The organism is Methylosinus sp. LW4 (genome assembly GCF_000379125.1).
GTDB lineage: Bacteria > Pseudomonadota > Alphaproteobacteria > Rhizobiales > Beijerinckiaceae > Methylosinus.
Genome location: NZ_KB900626.1, coordinates 3,067,030 through 3,089,324 on the forward strand (window position 1 = coordinate 3,067,030; position 22,295 = coordinate 3,089,324).

Consider the following 22,295-nt stretch of genomic DNA (forward strand, 5'->3'; position numbering starts at 1 on the left):
GCGGCGCCGAGGGAGTCGGGCCGCCTGTTTCATCCCCCGCCTCGCGCGTCTTTCGGCGCGACGAAGCGAAACACATTGTAGAAGCCCGCAGCGACGCCGAGCCCCAGAAACAGGATCAGCAGCCACGGCCCGGTGCCGAACCAGCGATCCGCCTGCCATCCGATCAGCGTCGCGACGAGAATCGCCGCGACGAATTCGGACAGCACGGTGAAACCCGCGCTCAGCGCCTTTCCGAACGACCCGCCGACCGGCAATCCGCCGCCAGTCTCGGCGCGTCGCTCCTCCTCCTTGCTGCCGAGCTCGGCCTGGAGCCTCTCCAGTCTCGCGCGCAGCTCGCGGTCGCTCACATTCTTGTCCGTGGTCATCGGCTCTCCTCCTCGCGCAAAAGCTTCAGAGCACGCGCGAGCAGCATAGATGATCGCCGAAGAAACGCCCGGACAGGGGCGACGGAAGGGATTTCGACGCGACGCGAAATCGGCCGGGCGGCCAAGTCGTTCGAGCCGCGCGCAACATATGGGCAGCGCCATTTCGTGTCAAGCCGCAGCCGCCGCCGCGAATCGCCCGGAAAACCAGGGTTTTTCCGCGATTGTCCATTTCTTGCGCAGACTCCTTTTCGCGGTTGCGAGATGGTTCGCGGCCGCAATGCGACGCCGCATCCCCTCGCCTCGCCCGTCCGCCCCTCGGAGGAGCGCGCGGGGAGCCATCGGGGACGATCATGAAGGGGCGAGGCCGTCCGCGCTCTTTCGCGGCGGGGCGAGGAATGGCATGGTCCGTCCCGAGCGCGCGCAAATGCATCGATTTCATCGCGCGATCGAAAATTTTCAGTGGCGTCGAAGGCGCTGTTCTGGCGTCATCTTCCGAACGATCCTCGCGCGCGCGACGATGCGGATGGCGGACCAATGACCGAGCTGCGGAACTTCGATCTCAATCTTCTCGTCGCCTTCAATTTTTTGATGGAGGAGCGCAATGTGTCGCGCGCGGCGCAGAAGATGTTCATCACCCAATCGGCGATGAGCCATGTGCTGCAGCGCTTGCGGCAGCAGCTCGACGATCCGGTGCTGGTGAAGACGCCGCAGGGCATGAGGCCGACGCAGCGCGCGCTCGCCCTCGTCGAGCCCGTCGCCTCCATCTTGAACGAGGTCGAGCTGGTGATCCGCGGCTCGAAGGAATTTTCGCCGGCGACGACGCAGCGGCGCTTCACCATCGCCACCAATGATTATGTCGAGTTCTGCCTGCTGCCGCCGCTGATGAAATCGGTGAGCCGGCAGGCGCCCAATGTGGAGATCCATCTGGTGCAGACCTCCGGCTCGCTGCGCGAGGCGGCGGACGCCGGCGACGTCGATCTCGTGATCGGCTTCGACGTGATCCTGGATTCGACGCCCTATGTGCGGCGCGAGCGGCTCTACACGGATCGCATCGTCGCGCTGGTGCGGCGCGACCACCCCGATTTTCCGACCGATGAGCCGACGCTCGAGCAATTCGTCGCGGCGCGGCACATGCTGATGTCGCGACGCGAGGCGGGCACCGGAATCATCGACGATTGGCTGGAGCGCCGCGGCCTCGCGCGCAAGGTGTCGCTCGTCGTGCCGAATTTTCTCTCGGCGCCCTGGATCGTGGCGAGCAGCGATCTCGTCTTCTCATTGCCGCTGCGCATCGCCGAACATTTCGTGCGTCTCGCGCCGCTGCGAATATTGGAGATACCGATCGAGTTCCCGACCTATGATCTCTTGATGGTCTGGCACTCGCTGCAAGACCGCGAGCCGGCGCACGCCTGGCTGCGGCGCGAGATCGTGGAGATTTGCCGCGGCGTGGTGGAGGCGCCGGCGGAGGAAGCGCCGGGGGCGCGCGCGAAGGGGCGAGAGCCGGTGTGAAGAATGCGCTAGCCGCTCATCATCGGGTTACACGGCCATCATTGCGAGCGAAGCGAAGCAATCCAGAGCCGTGGGGCGGTTCTGGATTGCTTCGTCGCTCCGCTCCTCGCAATGACGACCATGCGGAATGCGTGGCATTCACGCGGAAACCGTAGCACGCCTTCGCAAAAGCCCTCTCCCGCGATAGCGGGGGAGGGCCGGGGAGGGGGCCTCAGCGCGAGAATTTCTTATATTTCAGCCGATGCGGAATCACGCTGTCGATGCCGAGGCGACGCTTCTTGTCCTCCTCGTAATCGGCGAAATTGCCCTCGAACCATTCCACATGGGAATCGCCCTCGAAGGCGAGCATATGGGTGGCGATGCGGTCGAGGAAGAAGCGGTCATGCGAGATGATGACCGCGCAGCCGGCGTAATCCACCAGCGCTTCCTCCAGCGCGCGCAGCGTGTCGACGTCGAGATCGTTGGTCGGCTCGTCGAGCAGCAGAACATTGGCGCCCTGCTTCAAAATCTTGGCGAGATGCACGCGGTTGCGCTCGCCGCCCGAGAGCATGCCGACCTTCTTCTGCTGGTCGGTTCCCTTGAAGTTGAAGGCGCCGCAATAGGCGCGGGAATTGATCTCGCGCTTGCCGAGATAGATGATGTCATTGCCGCCGGAAATCTCTTCCCACACGGTCTTCTTGTCGTCGAGCGCGTCGCGCGACTGGTCCACATAGCCGAGCTGCACGCTCTCGCCGACGGTGACGGAGCCATTGTCCGGCTTCTCCTGGCCGGTGATCATGCGGAACAGCGTCGTCTTGCCGGCGCCGTTGGGGCCGATCACGCCGACGATGCCGCCGGGCGGCAGCTTGAAGGTCAGATCGTCGATGAGCAGGCGATCGCCGAAAGCCTTCGACACATGCTCGACATCGATGACATTGGCGCCGAGACGCTCGGCCACCGGAATGACGATCTGCGCGGTCGTCGGCGCCTTCTCGTTCTGCTTGGCGACCAATTCCTCATAGCGCTGGATACGCGCCTTGGACTTGGCCTGGCGCGCCTTGGGGGAGGCGGAGATCCACTCGCTCTCGGCCTCGAGGGCGCGCTGGCGGGCCTTGTCCTCGCTGTTCTCCTGCGCGAGGCGCTTCTGCTTCTGCTTCAGCCAGCTGGTGTAATTGCCCTCATAGGGAATGCCGCGGCCGCGATCGAGCTCGAGAATCCACCCCGTCACATTGTCGAGGAAGTAGCGGTCGTGGGTGACGATGAGGATCGCGCCCGGATAATTGCGCAAATGGCCCTCGAGCCAATTCACCGTCTCGGCGTCGAGATGGTTCGTCGGCTCGTCGAGCAGCAGCATTTCCGGCTGCTCGAGCAGCAGGCGGCAGAGCGCCACGCGGCGCCGCTCGCCGCCGGAGAGCTTTGTGACGTCGGCGTCGTCGGAGGGGCAGCCGAGCGCCTCCATCGCCTGATCCACCTGGCTGTCGAGATCCCACAGGCCCTTGGCCTCGATCTCGTCCTGCAGGCGGGTCATCTCGTCGGCGGTCTCGTCCGAGTAATTCACGGCGAGATCATTGTAGCGGTCGAGAATCGCCTTTTTGTCGGCGACGCCGAGCATGATATTGCCGCGCACGTCGAGCTCTGGATCGAGCTGCGGCTCCTGCGGCAGATAGCCGACGCGCGCGCCCTCGGCGACGAAGCCCTCGCCCGTATATTCCTTGTCCATGCCGCCCATGATGCGCAGCAGGGTCGATTTGCCGGCGCCGTTGACGCCGAGCACGCCGATCTTCGCGTCCGGGTAGAAGGACAGATGGACATTGTCGAGGACCTTCTTGCCGCCCGGATAGGTCTTGGTGAGACCTTGCATGTGATAGATGAATTGCCGCGCCATGGGTGATCGGTCCCGCTAGAGAAAGAAACTCGGCGCGATGTTTAGCGCCTTTTGGGCGGAAGTGAAAACCGGCTTTTTGCGTCGGCGCCGGCGCGGTCGCGCAAGGCCCGTACGGCGCCGGAAGTTGACAGCGGCGGGGCTTTTCCGCAGAGATCGCCGGTCTCCAACGAGAGCGGGCTCATGCGCGTCTTCGTGACCGGCACGGCCGGATTCATCGGCTTCCATCTCGCACAGCGCCTGCTCGAGCTCGGCCACAGGGTCGACGGCTTCGACGGGCTGACGCCTTATTACGATGTGACGCTGAAAGAGTCGCGCCACGCCCGGCTCGCAAGCTTCGAAGGCTTTCGCCCCCATATCGCCATGCTCGAGGATATGGAGGCGCTGACCCGCGCCGTCACCGCGGCGGAGCCGGAGGTCATCGTCCATCTCGCGGCGCAGGCGGGCGTTCGCTACAGCCTCGAGAATCCGCGCGCCTATGTCGACGCCAATCTCGTCGGCGGCTTCAATATTCTCGAGCTGGCGCGGACGCAGGGCGTTCGCCATCTGCTGATGGCCTCCACCAGCTCCGTCTATGGCGGCAATCAGGACGTGCCTTTTTTGGAGAGCGAGCGCGCCGATTTTCCGCTCACCCTCTACGCCGCCACGAAAAAGGCCAATGAGGCCATGGCGCATTCCTATGCGCATCTCTGGGCCATTCCGACAACCATGTTCCGCTTCTTCACCGTCTACGGCCCCTGGGGCCGGCCGGACATGGCGCTGTTCAAATTCGTCGACGCCATAGAGAAGGGCCGGCCGATCGACATCTACAATCACGGCGAGATGCAACGCGACTTCACCTATGTCGGCGATCTCGTCGAGGCGATCACGCGGCTCGTCGACCGCGCGCCGCAGATCGGCGCGGACGCCTCGGTCTCGCCGGTCGCCCCGTTCCGCATCGTCAATATCGGGCGCGGCGAGCCGGTGGGCCTGCTGGATTTCATCGAGGCGATCGAGCGAAAATTGGGCAAGACGGCGATCCGCAACTATCTCGAGATGCAGAAGGGCGACGCCCCCCGCACTTTCGCCGATTGCTCGCTGCTCGAGCGGCTGACCGGCTATCGCCCGCAGACCTCGGTGGAGGAAGGCGTCTCGGCCTTCGTCGACTGGTATCGCGCCTATTATGACGGCCGCCGAGGCCCGGCCGTGAGCAATCCTTAACCATCTGTCTGAGACAAGACCGTAACCGCCGCGCGGGGGCGATTCGCGCCCTCCGGCGCGGCCTTGGGCCTCGTTTCGGAGAGCTTTCATGGCCTTGGCTTGCACTTCAGGTCTCGACACCGGCTTCGTCGAGCTCGGCTATGCGAAAGTGGCGGCGCTCGGCGTCGTGCAGGGCGTAACCGAGCTTCTCCCCATTTCCTCCACGGCGCATATGCGCATCGTGCCGGCGCTGCTCGGCTGGAAGGACCCGGGCTCGGCCTTCTCGGCCGCCATGCAGCTCGCCGCTCTGGCAGCCGTGGTCAGCTATTTCTGGAAGGATATTCGCGGGATCGCCTTCGGCTCGGTCCAGGCGGCGCTGCGGCGCGATTTCAGCGATTGGAACTTCCGCTTCCTCATCTGGATCATTCTCGCGACCATCCCCATCGGCCTCGCCGGCATCGCGCTCTCGGGCGTGCTGAACGCCTGCGGCTCGCCGCTGCGCTCGCTGCCGGTCATCGGCATCTCCTGCATCGTCATGGCGGCGCTGCTCGCCATCGCCGAGCTCTATTGCAACCACTCCCGCACGCTGGACCATGTGAGCCTGAAGGATGCGCTGGTCGTCGGCTTCGCCCAGGTGGGCGCGCTGGTGCCGGGCGTCTCGCGCTCCGGCTCCACCTTGACCGCGGCGCTGTTCCTGGACCTCAAGCGCGAGCAGGCGGCGCAATTCTCCTTCCTGCTCGGGCTGCCCGCCATCACCCTCGCCGGCCTCAAGGAGCTCTATGAGCTGCACAAGGCGCATCTCGACGGCCACGGCTGGTCGGTGCTGGCGGTCGGCCTGGTCGTCGCCTCCATTTCGGCCTTCGCGGCCATATGGGGGCTGATGCGCTTTCTGGAGCGCTTCTCCACCTGGCCCTTCGTCGCCTACCGGGCCTTTATCGGCGTGGTCCTGCTCGCCGGCGCCGCCACCGGCCTATTGTCTTGAGCCACAAGGGAGGCGGCGCCGATTCGGTCGTTTCGACGCCGCGATCTTTTATTTTTGTTCGCTTTGTCGGCGTCCGGCTCTTGCCGAAACAGGCCCTCGGGACCTAACATCGGAGCCATGGTCGAGACCGCCACCCTCATTCGCCATGCTGGACCCGGCGACGCCGAGGCGATCACGCATGTGCACGACTCCTCCTGGCGAGACGCCTATCGCGGCGTCATTCCGGGCGGGGAGCTCGAGCGCATGATCGCCCGCCGCGGGCCGCAATGGTGGGCGCGGGCGATCGTGCGGGGCAGCGGCATTCTGGTGCTGGAGTTCGACCAGGACGTCGTCGGCTATGTCACCTACGGCCGCAATCGCGTGCCCTCCATGCCTTACTCGGGCGAGATCTTCGAGATCTATCTGCTGCCCGAATATCAGGGCCTCGGCTTCGGCCGACGCCTGTTCAACGCCGCGCGGCAGGAGCTCGCCGCGCATGGCTATCTCTCCACCATCGTCTGGGCCTTGGCCGATAATGACAAGGCTCTGGCCTTTTATCGGCGGCTCGGCGGCCTCACCGTTCGCCGCGCGGAAGAGCGCTTCGGCGACGACATGCTGGCGCGCGTCGCCTTCGGATTCGTCTCCGCGCCCGTCCGCTGACTTTTCCCACCGTCAGGAGTTACTAGATGCGTCTCGACGCCATTGAAATCGGCGCGAATCCCCCATTCGAGGTCAATGTCGTGATCGAAGTGCCGCTGGGCGGCGAGCCGATCAAATATGAGCTCGACAAAGCCTCTGGAACGCTCGTCGTCGATCGTTTCCTCTACACGTCGATGCGCTATCCCGGCAATTACGGCTTCATCCCGCACACTCTGTCGGAAGACGGCGACCCCTGCGACGTGCTGGTCGCCAACACGCGCCCCATCGCGCCCGGCGCGCTGATCGCCGTGCGCCCCATCGGCGTGCTCTACATGCGCGACGAGGCCGGCGGCGACGAGAAGATCATCGCCGTGCCCGCGCCCAAGCTCACCAAGCGCTACGACAAGGTGCAGAACTACACCGACCTGCCGGAGATCACGACGCGGCAGATCGAGCATTTCTTCGCCCATTACAAGGACCTCGAGCCCGGCAAATGGGTCGAGGCGGCCGGCTGGGGCGACGCCGCGGCGGCGCATAAGATCATCAATGAAGCGATCGCGCGGGCGAAAAAGGCCGAGTAGACGAGCGAATAGAGAGTAGCGAATAGCGAGCAGCAAAAACTATTCGCTACTCGCTCTTTCGCTATTCGCTCACCCCTTCGGCGCCGGCGGCGTGCGCGAGATGATCCCCTTGCGCATGGCGTCCGGCCGATCCTTCTTCGGCACCAGGCCGGTTTCCGAGGCCGTGTAGCGGCGCGCCGATTCGATGAGATCGTCCACATCGGCGACCTTGTCGAAATCGCCCAGCACATAAGTCCACTTGCCCCGCGCGGCCATGGCCACTGTGCAGGGGCGCGAGCACACGCCGAGACATTCCACCGGCTCCGCCGCGACGATCGCCCGATCCTCCGCCGTCAGCCGCGCGCCGAAGGCCTCGAGCAGCGCATGGCCGGGACGGACCTCTGGATCATCCTTGGCGCGGCAGACGGTGCACACATAGACAGTCGTCGTTTCCGGCTCGCTCACCTGACCTCCTTCGCCGCTCACTTCGGCGGCTCATATTTGCACTGCGCCCCGCCGCCGGCCTTTTGCGCGACCTCGTCGGGCTCGACCGCGCAGTCGAGAGCGGAGGCTGCAGCATAAATCGTTCCGGCCGCGCCGTCCGGCGGCACGCCCACCTCGAGCAGCGTCGCGAATATCTCATGCGCCTGGCGGCCGACGAACTGGACCTTCTTCTGGCCGAAGGTCAGCTCGCATGCATGCTGCGTGATGTCCACATTGCTGGCGCGGCAGCTGATCGAATCGACGGCCACCTCTATCGTCTGGCCCTTGGGAAAAGCGATTTTCGCATGCCCGTCGGCGAGCTTGGCGAGCGCCGCCTTCGCGGCCGGCTTCACCGCCGGCGAACGCGCGCCGACGAGCGCGGCGAGCGACAAGGCGCCGGCGCCGTCCGTCGTGGAGCCGGCGAAAGCGGCGCCCTCGGCCGCGAGAATGAAAAAAGCGGTCGCGAAAATCCGTCTCATGCGCAATCCCTTCCGAGCGTCGCGCATCGCGCGCGAGGGGCGCAGGATCGCGGCATGCGCGGCCGAAATCAAGGCGCCCTGGCGGCGAAGCTCAGGCGAGCGCGCCGCGGCTCTCGATCAGATCGCGCCGCTCGGAGGGCAGAGGGGGCTCGCGCTCGCCGCCGCAACACTCATTGGAGAGGCGCGCGACATTCTCGATGGTGACGTCGCGCGTCTCGGTGCGCACGCCGATCTCGCGCAGCTTGGCGAAGGCGCGCGACAATGTCTCCTGCTTGACGCCGAGCCGCGCGGCGATGAGCCGCTTGTCATAGGGCAAGCGCAGGCTGCAGCTTTCGACATTCGGCGGACACAGCGTCAGCAGGAAACGCGCGAGCCGCTGCTCGGCGGTCTGGCCCTTGAGCGATTCGATCTCGCCGATGAGCCCGCACAGCTTGCGCGCGGTCTCCTCGATCACCGCCGATGCGAGGGACGGAGATTCGCGCAGCATGTAGCGAAATCGCGGCGCGGAGAGCTTCATGAGCTGCGCCGTCCCCACCGCTTCCGCGCCGACGCGGTAGCTCTCGCCGTCCGGGCTCAACGCCTCATAGAGGCTCTCGCCGATATTGCAGATATTGATGAGAGTCTCGTCGCCGCAAGATGCGGTGCGCGTCAGCTTCACGAATCCATCGAGCACGATGGCCACATGCAGCGCGCGATCGCCTTGACGAAAAATCGTCTGCCCGTCTTCGAACTGTTCTAATTTCGCGTCGCGGGTGAGCCGCTGCATCGACTGCGCATCGACAGTCGCGAACATCGGCACGCCTCGAAGAGACGGCGGCTCCAGCATCAGCGCGCTCCCGCGGTCGCCGACTTTATTTGCGCAAATCGGCGCGTTCGTCGGTCATTGCGGGCAATCTACCGCGAAGCTTCCCCCTGGGAAAGCGCTCGCTCTCGGACAGGAGGTCGCACGAAGCGCGCGCCCCAATGCCGCGCGCGCGTGTAAAAAGCCGCGATCCGCCTTTGATTTCTGGCCTTTTCGCTATTCGCGCAGCGCTGCATGAAAATGAGAGAGCTCGGCGTCTGCGCAATATTGCGCAGACGCCGAGCTCCGCGAGATTCAATCGCCTAAGTATTTTTCGCAGCTAATCATGATATTTTTTTCGGCGCATCGCGCTCGAGCAGGAAGATCGCCTGCGCGCCGAAGAGATTCCACACCCACCAGGGCGCGTTCACGCGGATGGGCGCGCCGGCGTGATCCAGCGCCACGCCGCGCTCGATATGCGCGCCGAGCGCTTCGACGAGATCGACGAAATCCCTGATCGTGCAAAGATGTATGTTGGGCGTGTCGTACCAGGCGTGCGCCAGAGTCGTGGTCTGCGGCATGCGCCCCTTGGCGAGCAGCGACAGCCGCACTTTCCAATGGCCGAAATTGGGGAAGGACACGATCGCGCGCCGGCCGATGCGCAGCATGTCGACCAGCACCTGACGCGGATGATGCGTCGCCTGCAGCGTCTGCGAGAGAATCACATAATCGAATCCGTCGGTCGGATAGTCGCGCAGATCGGTGTCGGCGTCGCCTTGAATCACCGACAAGCCTTTGGCCACGCAGTCATTGACGCCGCGCTGCGACAATTCCACGCCGCGTCCGTCCACCTGCTTGGTGTCGGCCAGCAATTGCAGCAGCGCGCCGTCGCCGCAGCCGACATCGAGCACGCGGCTGCCCGGCGCGACCATCGCCGCGACGGCGGCGAGATCGAGACGAACGGGGCGCTGCTGCGCGCTCTGCGGAAAGATGGGAGCGTTCATCGGCTAGGCCTCCTCGGCCCGCGGCAGGCCGCGCGCAGCGGCGGCCGCCTCCAGAAATCCGCGCGTCGTCGCGATGAAATCCGGCTCATAGACGAGAAAAGCGTCATGGCCCTTGTCGCTGTCGATCTCGACGAAGGAGACCGAGGCGCCGCCGGCGTTGAGCGCATGCACGATGGCGCGCGAGGCGGAGGTCGGATAGAGCCAATCGGTATTGAAGGAGACGACGCAAAAGCGCGTCTTCGTGCCCTTGAACGCCTGCGCCAACGAGCCGCCGTAATCGGCCGCGAGATCGAAATAATCACAGGCGCGCGTGACATAGAGATAGGAATTGGCGTCGAAGCGATCGACGAAGGCCATGCCCTGGTGACGCAGATAATTCTCGATCTGAAAATCCGCGTCGAAGGAGAAGGTGGGCGCCGCGCGATCCTGCAGCTTGCGGCCGAACTTGCGTTGCAGCGCCGGCTCCGAGAGATAGGTGATATGCGCGGCCATGCGCGCCACGGCGAGGCCCTTCTCCGGCCGCACGCCCTGCTCGAGATAGCGCCCGCCGCGCCAATCGGGATCGGCCATCACCGCCTGCCGGCCGACCTCGTGAAAGGCGATGTTCTGCGAGGAATGCTTGGGCGCCGTCGCGATCGGCATGGCGGAGAAGACGCGCTCTGGATAGCTCGCCGCCCATTGCAGAACCTGCATGCCGCCCATGGAGCCGCCGGCGACGCAGAAGAGCTGGTCTATCCCGAGATGATCGATCAGCATCGCCTGGGCGCGCACCATGTCGCGAATGGTGACGACCGGAAAATCGAGCCCATAGGGCCGGCCCGTCGTGGGATCGATCGAGGATGGGCCGGAAGTGCCGAGGCAGCCGCCGACGACATTGGAGCTGACGATGAAATAGCGCTCGGTGTCGAAGGGCTTGCCGGGGCCGACCATGACATCCCACCAGCCGGGCTTGCCGGTCAGCGGATGCACATTGGCGGCGTGCTGGTCGCCGGTCAGCGCATGGCACAGCAGAATGGCGTTGGAACGCTCGGCGTTCAACTCGCCATAGGTCTGGTAGGCGATCGTCAAAGGCGCGACGCAGCCCCCCCCGTCGGTGAGGAGCGGCTGGTCCGGCGGGAACTCGACGATGCGCCCATTGAGCGGGTCCGAAGAGGACAACGTCTCTATGGCTGGAAGCGCATTGGCCAAATTCTTCTCTCCTGTTCGATATGCCGAACAATTTGTTCGGCAACATCGGCGGCCGAGAGGAGAGTGTCAAGACCTCGAGCGTTCAGGGCGCATGTCCGCGGCCTCTCATCGCGCCGCGGGCTTGGGCGGGCCGGCGAAGGCCTGGGGCGGCAGGCCGGGATCGAAATGGACCGCGGCGGCCCGGGTCTCCACCGGCTTGGTCTCTACCGATTTGGCCGGCTCGCTATAGCGGCGAACCTCGGTCGTCGTCTCCTCATGGCGATGGAGAGGCCTGACCTTCGCCTTATGGACCAGCGGCCGCTTGGCCGGGGCGGCGATGCTCGCCACCGTCGCCGGGGCCGCGGGCCGCTCGCCGGCGGCGGGCGAAGGCGCGGGCGTATCGACGCCGCTGCGGGCGGCCTCGACGACGCGCTCCACATTGGCGGCCTCGGTGGCGCGCAGCCGTGAGAACCAATCGGCGAATTGCTGCTCGGTGACGCCCTTGCGGCAGAGGCGCATGCGGATCGAGGCGGGAATCTCGTCGCCGCGAACGATGGTCGTCGCGGCGGCGTCCGGCCGGGCGACGGCGCGCAGATCATCGACCCATTGCCAGGCGAAGGCGCAGCGCGTTCCCTCCGACCCCGGCCCCACGGCGAGGCCGAAGGGTCCGAGCTCATTGCGCAGCGGCTTGGCGATTATGCGCATGCGCGTCGTCGGAAAGCGCAGCGACAGCTCCTGACGCACGCCGACCTCGGTGGGCTTGCCCATGGGGATCTCGCCCTCGTGGCCGCTCCCGGCGGCGGCCGCGCGAATGTCGACGGTCAGCTCGTTCCAGCCCTTGCCCATAAGGGCGCGGTCCAGCGCGACGCTCTGGCGCCAGCCATTGGCGTAGCGGCGCTCCTCGAGGCCGCCGCGCACGCGCGCTTCCACCGGCAGCGCCAGAATGGAGGCGGCGCCGCTGCGCGCCTCGACGCCCTGCGCCGGCGGCGGCGCCGCTGTGGCGCCGGTCGGCGTCGGATCGACGGCGAGAATGCCGCGCGTCGGGGAGCAGGCGGAAAGGCCGAGCGCGAGCAACAGCAGCGGCGGCGAATGTCTCGAGAAACGGCTCATGACGAAACTCCGAAAAAGAAATTCAGCGGGACTGGCTCTGCTTGGACGACGGCAATGAAAGCACCGCGGCGAGATCGGGCGGCGGCGGCGCGGCGCCGTAGCGATTGCGCGGCGCCATGGCGGTGGCGACATGCTCGGCGGCGCTGGCCGTGAGCTGCGTGGCGGCGTCGGCCTTCTGCTGGCCGATCCAGGCCGGATCGGCCTCCTGATTGGCCCATTGCGTGCCGGCCGGAGCGACCTGCTCGGAGGCCGGCGGCCAGCTCGCCAGATCGACGGCGTTCCAGCCGGGCGAGAGGATGAAGCCGTAGCGCTCCGAGGGCATGGGTCCGACGCCGGGCACGCGCCGCGCCACCAGCGGCGCCTTGCCGGCGAGCGGCTCCGTCCGCAGGCCGACCGGAACGGCGGCGGCCGCGACCGGCGCCGGCTGGGCGGAGGACGAGCGCGCGGCGACCAGCGGCAGCGGCGCGAAGCGCAGCGGATTTTCCGCCGTCACCGCCAGAGGGAATTTGCCGCGCGCGGCTTTCAGCACGCGCTCGCGCTGCTGCTCCTGCGCCGCCACCTTGGCGGCGTCCGGCGTCGTCGCCTCCTTCTTCTCGGCCTCGACGCGCAGGCGGTCGCGCTCGGCGGCGAGCGCCGGCCCGGCCGGCCCCGGCACCACATAGCCGGCCATTTTCACCGCCGGCCCATGCGCCTTGGCGGCGACGCGCGAGTCGCAGGGGAAGGGCGGATGATAATAATCATCCGGGAACAGCAGCTCGACGAGCTTGGGGAACAGACCGTCATAGCGGTTGATGAGCTCCAGCGCCTCCTGGTCCTTGCGCAGGCGCTTCAGCGTCAGCACATAGCCGTAGAGCGTCGCCTCCTTCGGGAACCAGGCGACCGCGCGCTCGAACCAGAAACGCGCGACATCGAACTGGCAGGAATTATAGGCGTACCAGCCGAGCCCCTGCGCGCCTTCGCCGGAGGCCGATTCGATCGTCACCGCCGCATAGCGGGCGAGACGCGCCGGCTCGACATAGGGCGGCGTCTCCTGGGTGAGATCGCGCTCCAGCAGATCGAGAAAGAGAATGCCATTGTTCACCAGCGGCGCGCGCCAGGCGTAGGAGACCTCCTCCGCCTCGCGGCGCAGATCGAGCGCGCGCAGCGTATGGGCGAGCCCATGCGCGATCATCGCGTCGCCGCCATTCTCGATCGCCGCCTTGAAGGATTCGAGCGCGTTACGAAAATCGCGGCGCTTGTATCGCAGCCAGGCGACGAGGCCGAGCTGCTGCGGCTCGCGCGTGAATTTGGCGAAATTCTCGAAGCGCTGCAGCTCGTCGGCGGAGATATCGTCCTTGCGCTCGTCGCGCAGCACGGCGACGATGCGCGCGCGAGTGATGTCGATCGCCACTTCGGCGAATTCGTCTTCCGACCCTTTCGAGCTCTTGCGCGCCTCGATCAGCAGCGTCTCGACATCGCTCATGCGCAGCGTGGCCATCGCCTTCTGCATGGTGGCGAGGCGAATGTGCTTGTCCTCATTGGAGGCGAAGATCGCCTTATAGACCTCGACCGCCTCATTGATCTGCCCGGTGCGCGCAAAGGCCTCGGCGATCGTCCATTGCGCCTCCACATCGGCGTTGGCGATGAAGAAGCGGCCGTCGCGCGCGAAGGAGGCGATGTCGAGCCAGCGCCCCTCGCGCCAGAAGGCGAAGATCTGATTGCGCTGCTCCTTCTGTTTGAGCTTCTGCATCAGATCGTCGGACGGACGCCAGCCGGGCATGTCCTTGCGGCGCGCGGCGATGTTCTCGCGCAATTCGTCGAGCCTGTCGCTCGAGAACAGCTCCCACAATCCCGCCTCGTCGACATCGCCGCGACGCGGGCCGTAGAGATCGGCCGGCGGCTCGAAATTGGGATAAAGCCGCCGCAGCCGCGAGAATTCGGCGCGCACGCGCGCGCGCTGATCCAGCGAGGCGTAATAGCGCAGCGCGAGATCATCGGGCTTTTCGGGCGCCGCGGCGGCGGGCGCCGGCGCGACGAGAATGGATTGAGGCGCGGCGCCTTGGGCGTGCGCGCGCGGAGCCGCCGCAAAGGAAACGGCGCAGGCCGCGAGGAGAAGGGCTCTCAATTGGCGAGACACGACGAATACCTCATTTGCGCGGCGAGCAGCGCCAGCAGATGCAGAGTGGCGGGGTAATAATCTTCATTGGCTTTGGGCGCGGCGAAATCGGCGGGCAGCTTGGCGCCGTCGACGACGCAGGCGACGAGCGCGGCGATCGACGCTATGCCGCTGCCGCCGAACTGGCCGACCTCCTTGCCGGACGCGACATCGACGATCGGCGGCGCCTCCTTGGCGCGCTGCGCCCAGGCGAGGAAGGGCGCGTAATGCGCGCGCTCGCCGACGCCGGCCCAGGCGAGATAGAGCGGAATGCGCACGGCGTTATAGGCGAACTCCGGCGCGAAGCCTTCGGCCGGCCGCGCGCGCCAGCCCTCGAGCGCGATCCAATCGGCGGGCAGAGCCTGCGGCGTCGGCCGCGCCGCTTCCAAAAGATCGAGACCTGTCTGCGTGAGGCCGGCCCAATCGACTTCCGGCGCGACGCTGTCGAGCCGCGCCAGGGCCGGGAAGACATAATAGGAGAGATTGACCACCGGCCCGTCGGAACGATCCGAGGCGTTGAAGCCCGCGACCGCCGGCAGCAGCAGCGCGCCCATCTTGGTCTTGAACAAGACCGCCTTGCGCGAAAGCTCGACGGCGATGCGCCGCGACGCCATGCGAAACGGCAGATCGTCCCAATATTCCGCCGCCTCCGCCAGCGCCCAGGCGATGAGGAGATCGCCGTCCGAGGCGTTGTTCATGTCGCCGACGGCGGGACGGCGCTGCGGATCGAAGCGCCAGGCGACCAGCTCGTCATTGCGCACCATGAGATTGGCGCGCGTCCAGCCCCACAGGCGATCGAATGTGGCGCGGTCATTGGCGGCGACGGCGAGCAGCATGGCGTAGCCCTGCCCCTCGCTGTGGCTCACCTGGTCGTTGGCCGTGTCGATGACGCGGCCCTGCTCGGCGATGAAGCGCTTCTTATAGGCGCTCCACGCCTCCGGCGCGCGCAGCGCGCCGCCGAGCTTGATCTTATGCGCATCGAGCGACAGCGGAACGCCGATGATCGCGGCGATCTCCGCTATGGGCTCGGCGCGCGCCGGCGCCGGCGCCAGAGCGACGGCGAGGCCGAGGACCGCGAGAACGGGCGCGGCGAGAGACGCAATTCTCATCTCGAGCTCCTTCCGATATTGCGCGTCAGCCACAGAGTGGAAGCGGCGAAGAGCGCGGCGATGAGAATGGAGAGGCCGACATAGACGCCGGGATGCAGCGACATCCATCCGGCGGCGATGAGCCTCAGATTGCCGAAGGAGAGCGGCCGCGTGACGATGAAGCGCGCGCTCTCCGCCGGAGTCGCCACCATTTTCGCGTCCTTCATGTCCAGCATGGCGAGCTGGCCCTGCACGCGGCGCGACACGCGCGGATCGACGAGACAGGCGGAGGCTTCCGCCAGAGTCGCGGCGTTGGGCGCTGTGACCACGGTCCAGACATCCTTGGCCGTGTCGCCGAGAATGGATTGGCTCATCGCCAGCGAGGCCTGCTGCGTGGCGACATGATCGGCCGCCTCCGCCTCGAAGCCCGCGCGCAGCCATTGCGCCGCGTCGGCGACGCGCGCCGCGCTCCACACGCCGGCGACGCGCAAACGCTCCACGACGCCATAGCCCCAGCGGCCCTCGCGGCGCAGATCGTCGCGCCAGGCCTCCAGCAGATCCTGCTCGCCCTCGCCGCGCTCCATGCTTTTTCGCACAGAGCCGACGGGCGCGAAATCGACGCGCTCCGGCTCGCCGCCGGGCGTCGGCGCCGCGGCCGCGCCGCCCGCCTGCGCGGTGATGGTCTTGTCGAGCATGTTGCGCGGCGCATAGCAGGCCATGGGAAAATTGCGCTGCAGGACGAAGCGATTGCGCGCGGCGATCTCGAGCGGCGAGAGCCGCTTCTCCGACGCCTTGCGACGATCGGCGGTCAGATTCGGCCCCCAGGCCTCGCGCAGAGTGTCCGCGGGCATGTCGAGACGTTGCAGCAGAGCGGCGTCGAAGGAGTCGAGCGGCGCCACGGCGAGCGTCGGCCCCTGCCCTTCGCCGGGCGGCGCATCGACGATCTCGAAATCGATCGGCCGTCCGGCGGCGACGGCGAAATGCGCGACGATCGTCGCCGCCGCGCCCACCGCATCCGTGTCGAGCGACGGCATATAGAGCTTGGGCCGCCCCTTGGCGCCGGCATAAGGAAAGCCGCCGGTCGCCGTCACCGCGAGATCGGGCATTCGCGCGATGCGCGCGATCGGCGGCAGCTCGATCTCCGTCTCGTCGAGGAAGAGGAATCGCTTGGCCGCGCGCATCGACGCGAGCGGATCGCAATCGGCGTCCTGACGCGTCGGCACATGCGCCTCGATCTCGATGCGATTGAGGCCGGGCTTGAGAAAACCGAGCGGCAACGGCAGCGGATTGTCGCGGAAGACATCGCCCGCGGCCTTCAGAAGATTGAGGCTCACCGCCGTGCGCTCGTCGACCTTGACGACGATCTGCGCATTGGAGTCGAGCCCCGCCGCATAGCCGCCGGCGAGACGCAGCAGCGCATTGCCGTAATCGGCCGCATAGAAATCCGGCGGCATGACGATGTTGAAGGCGGCGCGATAGAGATGGCCGGTGAACTCCTCGCTGGCGACGCCGAGATCGCGCAGCTTCACCTTGCGTCCGCCGTCGAGCCGATAGCCGGGAAATGCGGCCGATGCGCGCAAGCCTTGCGGCGAGCCCTTGGGCGCGGGCAAGACAGAGAGACGGCGGATCGCCTCATCCACTTGCGCGGAAGTCGCGCCGGTCACGACGATGCTGGCTCTGCGGCCGGGCGCCGCCGGCAGCACGAAGGCGCGCGGCTCGTCTATGGGGCCGACGCGCGAGAGATCGATGCGGCCGACCAGCTCCGACGCAGGACCGACGAAGAGATTGACGCCGTAACGTCCGCTCGCCGCAGGACCGGCGTCGACGACCGGCTGCTCGAAACGGCCGGCGAGCGAGATCGCTTGCGCTGCGCGCAGCATGCGCTCGATCTCGAAAGATTTGGCGTTGACGCCGAGCACGGCGCGGATCGGCAGCGCGCCTTGCTCATCCGGCGGCAGCGCGCCGAGATCGGAAATGCTGGTGACGCCGGCGTCGTCCTCCGGCAGCACCAGGCCAGTCTCGGTCGGATCGATCTGCGTCCATAATTCGTAAGTGGCCTCGAGCGAGCAATCGACGCGATGACGCTGGCTCGTCGCGATGCGCACGGAGTTGAAGCCCGGCCGCATCACGCCCGGCGGAATGTCGAAGACGATGGTCTCCACCTCCTGCACCGCGCGAATCTGCGTGTCGCCGATCGTCTGATCGTTGATGGTCAGAGTGAGCGCGGAGGCCTCCGGCATCACCGAAACGGCGGCGAGATAGCCGATGCGAAATTGCAGACGGCGCGACGCCTGCGCCTCGGTGACATAGATCGGCCACTCTGAAGAGCCGATCTCGCCGGCGAGGCGATAGCCCTGAATATTATTGGTGAGATGCCGCAGCATGGCGCCGGCGACGGCGGGCCGAGACGCGACCGGCGCGACGGCCGCGGGTTGCGGCGCCGGCGAAGGCGCGATCGACGGCGCGGGCGTCGACGCGGCGGGCGGCTCCACGGCGGCGATGCGGGCAGTCTCGCGCGCGGCGAAGCGCGCGGGGATGATCGGCTGGAGGCCGGAAATCGCCGGCCTCGGCCTGTCGACTTTCAGATGAAACAGCTGCTCTTGCGGCGCTGTCGTGAAGATCGCCTGGGCGCCGACCGCGATCGGCGTCAACGCCGTCGTGGTCGCGAGCAGAAGGGCGAGGACTCGGAACTGCATCTTGGCACTCTTTTTTTGCGAGAATGTTTTGTGAGGAAAGGATCAGACGTTCTCGTTCTTCGAAGACGGCGCGCGCTCCGCCGCTCGCGGGGCTTTCGCTTCCGTTGGCGGACGCAGGCGCGGCGGACGCCGGCCGAGGAGGTTGGAGAGATCGGCGAAGGGCGGCGGCTCGCGCAACGCGGCCTCGCTGGCGCGGGGGCGCAGATAGGCGAAGGCGCGCAGCGGCTCGATCACGCCCCACCAGAGAAACTGCACCGTGCCGGCGATAATGCCCTTGTGCTTGCGGCGCGCGGACTGGAAGCGCTCGAGCGCGGTCGCGTCGCCATACATCAGATCGGCGAGCGCGAGATGATCCTGCGGCTGCGACAGCGCGAAGGCGATGTGACGGCGTCCATCCGGCGCAACGCCGACGATGCGCGCGGAAAAGCTCGGACGGCGCGCGGCGTCGGCGATGGAGTCGATATAGAGGCGCCCTTCCGTCTCCTTCGCCGCGGCGAGCGCCTTGGCGTCGGAATCGGTGGCGGCGCGCAAGCGGCAGCCGCCGGCGGAGACCTCCTCTATGGCGACGCGAACATGCTCCTCGCCGAGCGCGAGCGCGCCGCGCCGCTCCACCAGAAGATGCGGATGCGTCTCGCGGCGACGGCGTTCCGCCACCGCGCCGAGCGCGACGCCGGCGGTGACGAGATTGAACATGTTCCACAGGCCGACGAAGAACATCAGCTGACGCACGCCGGGCTCCGCGACGCAGCGATAGACGGCGACGCCGGCGCCGAGCGCGAGCAGCCCATAGATGGCGAAGAAGGGCCAGGCGAGCTCGCTGAGACGATCCTGCGTCGGCGCGGCGCCTTTGGCGGTCACGTTGAAGGAAGGGCTGCGCGGCCGCAGAAAGACCGAGACGATGGCCTTGGACAGAAACACGCCCTGGCAATATTCATACAGCTCCGACACCCAGGGCCAGCGCACCTTGCCGAAGAGATAATTCTGCAGCATGGCGTTCACGACGACATAGGTCGCGGTATAGGCGATCGCCTCTTCTATGTTGGAGACGAAGATCTTCACATCGAAGAGAATGAAGGCGAGCGGCGCCAGCATGAAGACGAGGCGCGGGAAAGGAAAGAACCAGAAGCTCATGCTCGACAGATAGCCGAGCCGCTGCAACGGCTCGAGGCCGCGCTTCAGCAGCGGATTGCGCAGCAGGAAGATTTGCAGCATGCCCTTGCACCAGCGCACGCGCTGGCCGATGAAGGAGGCGAAAGTGTCGGGCTGCAAGCCGGCGACGAGCGGCTTGTCGACATAGACGCTGGTCCAGCCGCGCGCATGCAGCTCCAGCGCGGTCTCGCAATCTTCCGTGACGGAGACGCCGGAGAAGCCGCCGGCCTCGTCCAGCGCGGCGCGCCGCAGCAGCGCCGCAGAGCCGCAGAAGAAAGCCGCATTCCATTTGTCCAATCCGCGCTGCGTGACGCCATAGAACATCTCGTTCTCGGACGGCATGCGGCGGAAGGTGCGCAGATTCTGCTCGATCGGATCAGGATTGAGGAAGACATGCGGCGTCTGCACGAGGAAGAGCCGATCATCCTCGAAGAAATAGCCGATCGTCTCGCGCAGGAAGGAGCGGAACGGCGCATGATCGGCGTCGAGCACGACGACGATGTCGCCATCGACATGCTCCAGCGCCGCGTTGAGATTGCCGGCCTTGGCGTGCTCATTGCGCTCGCGGGTCAGATAATAGCAGCCGAGCGCGGCGCAGAGCTCCTGCAGAGCGGCGCGGCGGGCGCGGGCGCGCTCCGCGATCGCGGGATCGGGATGCGCGCATTTTTGATCCGTGCCGCCATCGTCGAGCAGATACACATTCAGACGATCGACCGGATAATCCATGGATTTCGCCGCAGCGAGCGTCGTCGCGAGAATGGAGAGGTCCTCGTCATAGCTCGGCGTCAGCACATCGACGATCGGCAGAGCGTCATCCTCTATCTGCGGCGCCGGCTCGCGCTTCAGCGGCTCGGCGTTGACGACGAGGGTGAGAAGCAGCATCGCGACGCAATAGAGCTCGGCGGCGAGCAATATGGAGCCGCAGGTGAGTCCGACCGGATCGGACAGCGGCGGCAGAGTGGAGGTGATGCGCCAATAGACATAACGCAGCACCACGAAGAGCGCGAGCGCGATGAACAGCTGGCGCGCTTCCGCGCCGCGCGAGAACTTCCACAAAAGGGCGAGGAGGAAGATGACCGAAACGCTGGTCGCCAGCTGCGCCTGCACGCTCACCGGCTGTGTGGCGAGAGCGACGGCGACGCCGCCGAGAAGGAGAAAGGAGAGAAAACGCAAGAGAGACATGGCGACGCCCATGAGCAAAGACGAACAACGAAACGGCGACGGGGAGAAAAATCTGCGGCGGTAGACTTAGAAAGCGATATGCGTGTCGAGAATTCCATAGGCGCCGCTGCCGCGCACGCGATCCCGCAGATAGCCGCTGGAGAGGCCGATCTGCAGCGCGCCGAATTTCAGCCCGGTGAGATGCGCGCCGGCGCGCCATTGCGAAAAATAATCATCGCCGAGCGCCAGCGCCTCCGGGCCGACATAGACATAATCGGCGAGCTCCACGCCGAACTTCAGCCGCGTGTAATAGGAATTATGCACGGTGGAATAATAGGCGATGAGCGCGATCATGGTGGAGTCGGTCGGCCGCGCGAAAGCCTCGACGCCGACCTTGGCGCCGGCGGAAACGCCGCGCACCTGATTGCCCGGATCGAAAGGCGACAGGCTGTGATTCATTACATCCGGGCCGACATAGAGAGCGACGCCGCCTTGATTGGTGACGACCTCATAGCCGACCATGAAGGACCCGTCCTCCAGCGTTCCATGCACGCGGCCATAGCCGGTGTTGCTCGGAATGAAAGCGGCGCCGACGGGGACATAGACGGGCAGATCGCTGGCGTCATAGGCGTATTTGCCGATGACGGTGGAAACGCGAATGCGCGGTCCGCTCTCCGCCAGCGAGCCGAAGGGCGCGATCTTGCCGATAGCGGCGCCGGCGATGGAACTGCGCGACGTGCCGTCGACGGAAAGATCGATGGAGACCGTCGGCTGAGGCGTTGCCGGAGGCGGCGGCGCCGACGCCTCCGGCGCAGGGACGCCCGTATACCAATCGGCGGCGCGCGCCGTCGACCAAATCGCCGCGAAGAACACCAGCGGCAAAGCTGTTCTCGAGAGCATCATGACTCTTCATTCCCAGGCCCGATCGGGCGACGCGCGCGGGAATGTCCGCGAACATTCGCGTCTCTCGATCAAGAGCGCCTGACATGGCGCCTTCCTTAAGAATGGAGGTTAATGGGACAATGTTTATTGAATGCTTTCGCGCTTCGCAAAGAAGCCGTTATGCCTAATGCGCGGTACTGCTCAGCTCACGCGCATTTGTCAGAGCGCCTCTATCGTGGCTGTGAGATGCGCGAGATCCTCGCTGCGCGAGAGACGATGATCGCCTTCCATCACCAAGGTCAGCACGACAGGATCGCAGGCGAGACATTCCATCAGCCGCAACGCGTGACGATAGGGCACATCCTCGTCGCGCATTCCCTGCATTATATGCACGGGCGCATTCACGCGAATGACATCCTCGAGCATGAGATGCGCGCGTCCTTCCTCGATGAGCCGACGCGTGATCGGAGTCGGCTCCGGCGAATAGGGCGACGGACGCATCCATGCGCCCTCCTCGAGAATCGCGCGACGAATAACGTCGTCGGCGTTCTTCCAGATGAGCTCCTCGGTGAAATCGACCGCGGGCGCGATGAGCACGAGAGCATGCGGACGACGGCCTTGCTCGACGAGTCGACGCGCCATCAGCAGAGCGAGCCAGCCGCCCATCGAGCTTCCGACGAGAATTTGCGGGCCGCGCGTCGAAGCCTCGAAGACCGCGAGGCTCTGCGCCAGCCAATCGCCGATCGTTCCATCCTCGAAACGGCCGCTCGATTCGCCATGGCCGGAATAATCGAAGCGGACGAAAGCGCGTCCCTCGCGCTCCGCCCAGGCGTCGAGATGCGTCGCCTTGGATCCCTGCATGTCGGATTTGAAGCCGCCCAGCAGCATCACGCCGGGACGCTCCGCCCCCGCGCCGCGCGCCGCGCGAATGCGCCGGGCGATGCGCCAGGGCTCCCGCCCGGCGAGGGAAAGATCGACGAAGCTCAGTCCCTCCTCGACGCCGTCCACAACCATCGTCTCCCCGCCGCGCGGGCGCGCCGACCCGCAAAATTAAAGGAATTTCATCGCTTGCTCAGTAACATGGTCCGAT

The 22,295-nt window shown here is 66.2% G+C and carries 19 protein-coding genes; 5 read left to right on the forward strand and 14 right to left on the reverse strand.

Translation table 11 applies throughout. The features are described 5' to 3' along the window. Window positions 1–29: 29 nt before the first annotated feature. Window positions 30–365: an AtpZ/AtpI family protein gene (locus tag METLW4_RS0115300; protein ID WP_018267104.1), complete on the reverse strand. Its 336-nt coding sequence runs from the start codon at window positions 363–365 to the stop codon at window positions 30–32. A gap of 534 nt (window positions 366–899) precedes the next feature. Here METLW4_RS0115300 and METLW4_RS25015 point away from each other — a divergent pair. Continuing rightward, window positions 900–1,871, forward strand: a complete 972-nt coding sequence (locus tag METLW4_RS25015) for a LysR family transcriptional regulator (RefSeq protein WP_018267106.1) — start codon at window positions 900–902, stop codon at window positions 1,869–1,871. A gap of 211 nt (window positions 1,872–2,082) precedes the next feature. On the opposite strand, the gene ettA is transcribed toward METLW4_RS25015, so the two are convergent. Further along, a complete protein-coding gene (ettA, locus tag METLW4_RS0115315) occupies window positions 2,083–3,735 on the reverse strand; it encodes an energy-dependent translational throttle protein EttA (RefSeq protein ID WP_018267107.1) in 1,653 nt (550 codons plus the stop codon). A gap of 180 nt (window positions 3,736–3,915) precedes the next feature. Between ettA and METLW4_RS0115320 the strand changes: the two genes are divergently transcribed. The 4 genes from METLW4_RS0115320 (at window position 3,916) to ppa (ending at window position 7,092) form a co-directional block, all read left to right on the forward strand. Further along, the gene (locus tag METLW4_RS0115320; RefSeq protein WP_018267108.1) at window positions 3,916–4,932 is read left to right on the forward strand and encodes an NAD-dependent epimerase/dehydratase family protein; all 1,017 of its coding nucleotides are present in this window, start codon (window positions 3,916–3,918) and stop codon (window positions 4,930–4,932) included. Window positions 4,933–5,020: 88 nt separating this feature from the next. Continuing rightward, window positions 5,021–5,893 carry an undecaprenyl-diphosphatase UppP gene (gene uppP / locus METLW4_RS0115325; protein WP_018267109.1) on the forward strand — a complete coding sequence of 291 codons (873 nt, stop codon included), beginning with the start codon at window positions 5,021–5,023 and terminating at the stop codon, window positions 5,891–5,893. A gap of 117 nt (window positions 5,894–6,010) precedes the next feature. Next, window positions 6,011–6,532: a GNAT family N-acetyltransferase gene (locus METLW4_RS0115330; protein WP_018267110.1), complete on the forward strand. Its 522-nt coding sequence runs from the start codon at window positions 6,011–6,013 to the stop codon at window positions 6,530–6,532. 26 nt (window positions 6,533–6,558) lie between these two features. After that, entirely contained in the window at window positions 6,559–7,092 is a 534-nt protein-coding gene (ppa, locus tag METLW4_RS0115335) for an inorganic diphosphatase (protein ID WP_018267111.1), read from the forward strand. A gap of 69 nt (window positions 7,093–7,161) precedes the next feature. On the opposite strand, the gene METLW4_RS0115340 is transcribed toward ppa, so the two are convergent. From METLW4_RS0115340 to METLW4_RS0115400, 12 genes are all read right to left on the reverse strand, one after another. After that, window positions 7,162–7,536: a DUF1636 family protein gene (locus METLW4_RS0115340; RefSeq protein ID WP_026191539.1), complete on the reverse strand. Its 375-nt coding sequence runs from the start codon at window positions 7,534–7,536 to the stop codon at window positions 7,162–7,164. A gap of 17 nt (window positions 7,537–7,553) precedes the next feature. Next, a complete protein-coding gene (locus METLW4_RS0115345; protein ID WP_026191540.1) occupies window positions 7,554–8,033 on the reverse strand; it encodes a hypothetical protein in 480 nt (159 codons plus the stop codon). A gap of 91 nt (window positions 8,034–8,124) precedes the next feature. Next, window positions 8,125–8,826 carry a Crp/Fnr family transcriptional regulator gene (locus tag METLW4_RS0115350; protein ID WP_018267114.1) on the reverse strand — a complete coding sequence of 234 codons (702 nt, stop codon included), beginning with the start codon at window positions 8,824–8,826 and terminating at the stop codon, window positions 8,125–8,127. 332 nt (window positions 8,827–9,158) lie between these two features. Next, window positions 9,159–9,818, reverse strand: coding sequence for a methionine biosynthesis protein MetW (gene metW / locus METLW4_RS0115360; protein ID WP_018267116.1), 660 nt, complete (start codon window positions 9,816–9,818; stop codon window positions 9,159–9,161). 3 nt (window positions 9,819–9,821) lie between these two features. After that, complete coding sequence (metX, locus tag METLW4_RS0115365; protein ID WP_157235437.1) at window positions 9,822–10,985, reverse strand: homoserine O-acetyltransferase MetX; 1,164 nt, start codon at window positions 10,983–10,985, stop codon at window positions 9,822–9,824. Window positions 10,986–11,111: 126 nt separating this feature from the next. Beyond that, window positions 11,112–12,095, reverse strand: a complete 984-nt coding sequence (gene bcsN / locus METLW4_RS25020; protein WP_018267118.1) for a cellulose biosynthesis protein BcsN — start codon at window positions 12,093–12,095, stop codon at window positions 11,112–11,114. 22 nt (window positions 12,096–12,117) lie between these two features. Then, complete coding sequence (locus METLW4_RS25025) at window positions 12,118–14,211, reverse strand: hypothetical protein (protein ID WP_157235162.1); 2,094 nt, start codon at window positions 14,209–14,211, stop codon at window positions 12,118–12,120. Continuing rightward, window positions 14,196–15,338: a glycosyl hydrolase family 8 gene (locus METLW4_RS0115375; protein WP_026191543.1), complete on the reverse strand. Its 1,143-nt coding sequence runs from the start codon at window positions 15,336–15,338 to the stop codon at window positions 14,196–14,198. Before METLW4_RS0115375 ends, METLW4_RS25025 begins: the two co-directional genes overlap by 16 nt. Further along, window positions 15,335–18,013 carry a cellulose biosynthesis cyclic di-GMP-binding regulatory protein BcsB gene (locus METLW4_RS0115380; RefSeq protein WP_018267120.1) on the reverse strand — a complete coding sequence of 893 codons (2,679 nt, stop codon included), beginning with the start codon at window positions 18,011–18,013 and terminating at the stop codon, window positions 15,335–15,337. Before METLW4_RS0115380 ends, METLW4_RS0115375 begins: the two co-directional genes overlap by 4 nt. A 42-nt stretch (window positions 18,014–18,055) precedes the next feature. Next, entirely contained in the window at window positions 18,056–20,344 is a 2,289-nt protein-coding gene (bcsA, locus tag METLW4_RS25030; protein WP_043332854.1) for a UDP-forming cellulose synthase catalytic subunit, read from the reverse strand. A 66-nt stretch (window positions 20,345–20,410) separates the two neighbouring features. Beyond that, window positions 20,411–21,226, reverse strand: coding sequence for a cellulose biosynthesis protein BcsS (gene bcsS, locus METLW4_RS26570; RefSeq protein ID WP_018267122.1), 816 nt, complete (start codon window positions 21,224–21,226; stop codon window positions 20,411–20,413). Between the two features lie 198 nt (window positions 21,227–21,424). Continuing rightward, on the reverse strand, window positions 21,425–22,219 hold the full coding sequence (locus METLW4_RS0115400; RefSeq protein WP_018267123.1) for an alpha/beta hydrolase: 795 nt from the start codon (window positions 22,217–22,219) through the stop codon (window positions 21,425–21,427). Window positions 22,220–22,295: the final 76 nt, after the last annotated feature.